Annotated in this window: 1 rRNA gene; it reads left to right on the forward strand. The window is 50.4% G+C overall.

Going from position 1 to position 1,636, the window contains the following annotated elements:
- The first annotated feature begins 19 nt into the window (after positions 1-19).
- Positions 20-1,582 (forward strand): 16S ribosomal RNA (locus tag FC14_RS00400).
- Positions 1,583-1,636: the final 54 nt, after the last annotated feature.

The raw sequence follows: 1,636 nt of genomic DNA on the forward strand, positions 1-1,636 counted from the left end.
AAAAATGAGTCACAAATTCTAAAATGAGAGTTTGATCCTGGCTCAGGACGAACGCTGGCGGCGTGCCTAATACATGCAAGTCGAACGCTTTTTTCAATCATCGTAGCTTGCTACACCGATTGAAAATTGAGTGGCGAACGGGTGAGTAACACGTGGGTAACCTGCCCAAAAGAGGGGGATAACACTTGGAAACAGGTGCTAATACCGCATAACCATGATGACCGCATGGTCATTATGTAAAAGATGGTTTCGGCTATCACTTTTGGATGGACCCGCGGCGTATTAACTTGTTGGTGGGGTAACGGCCTACCAAGGTAATGATACGTAGCCGAACTGAGAGGTTGATCGGCCACATTGGGACTGAGACACGGCCCAAACTCCTACGGGAGGCAGCAGTAGGGAATCTTCCACAATGGGCGCAAGCCTGATGGAGCAACGCCGCGTGAGTGAAGAAGGTCTTCGGATCGTAAAACTCTGTTGTTAGAGAAGAACATGCAGGAGAGTAACTGTTCTTGTATTGACGGTATCTAACCAGAAAGCCACGGCTAACTACGTGCCAGCAGCCGCGGTAATACGTAGGTGGCAAGCGTTGTCCGGATTTATTGGGCGTAAAGGGAACGCAGGCGGTCCTTTAAGTCTGATGTGAAAGCCTTCGGCTTAACCGAAGAATTGCATTGGAAACTGGAGGACTTGAGTGCAGAAGAGGAGAGTGGAACTCCATGTGTAGCGGTGAAATGCGTAGATATATGGAAGAACACCAGTGGCGAAAGCGGCTCTCTGGTCTGTAACTGACGCTGAGGTTCGAAAGTGTGGGTAGCAAACAGGATTAGATACCCTGGTAGTCCACACCGTAAACGATGAATGCTAAGTGTTGGAGGGTTTCCGCCCTTCAGTGCTGCAGCTAACGCAATAAGCATTCCGCCTGGGGAGTACGACCGCAAGGTTGAAACTCAAAGGAATTGACGGGGGCCCGCACAAGCGGTGGAGCATGTGGTTTAATTCGAAGCAACGCGAAGAACCTTACCAGGTCTTGACATCTTTTGACCATCTTAGAGATAAGATTTTCCCTTCGGGGACAAAATGACAGGTGGTGCATGGCTGTCGTCAGCTCGTGTCGTGAGATGTTGGGTTAAGTCCCGCAACGAGCGCAACCCTTGTTGTCAGTTGCCAGCATTAAGTTGGGCACTCTGGCGAGACTGCCGGTGACAAACCGGAGGAAGGTGGGGACGACGTCAAGTCATCATGCCCCTTATGACCTGGGCTACACACGTGCTACAATGGACGGTACAACGAGTCGCAAACTCGCGAGGGCAAGCTAATCTCTTAAAGCCGTTCTCAGTTCGGATTGTAGGCTGCAACTCGCCTACATGAAGTCGGAATCGCTAGTAATCGCGAATCAGCATGTCGCGGTGAATACGTTCCCGGGCCTTGTACACACCGCCCGTCACACCATGAGAGTTTGTAACACCCAAAGCCGGTGGGGTAACCTTTTAGGAGCTAGCCGTCTAAGGTGGGACAGATGATTGGGGTGAAGTCGTAACAAGGTAGCCGTAGGAGAACCTGCGGCTGGATCACCTCCTTTCTAAGGAAAATTACGGAAACCTACACGGGGTTTAAAATTTTGTTTAGTTTTGAG

Source organism: Ligilactobacillus agilis DSM 20509 (assembly GCF_001436215.1).
Taxonomy (GTDB): domain Bacteria; phylum Bacillota; class Bacilli; order Lactobacillales; family Lactobacillaceae; genus Ligilactobacillus; species Ligilactobacillus agilis.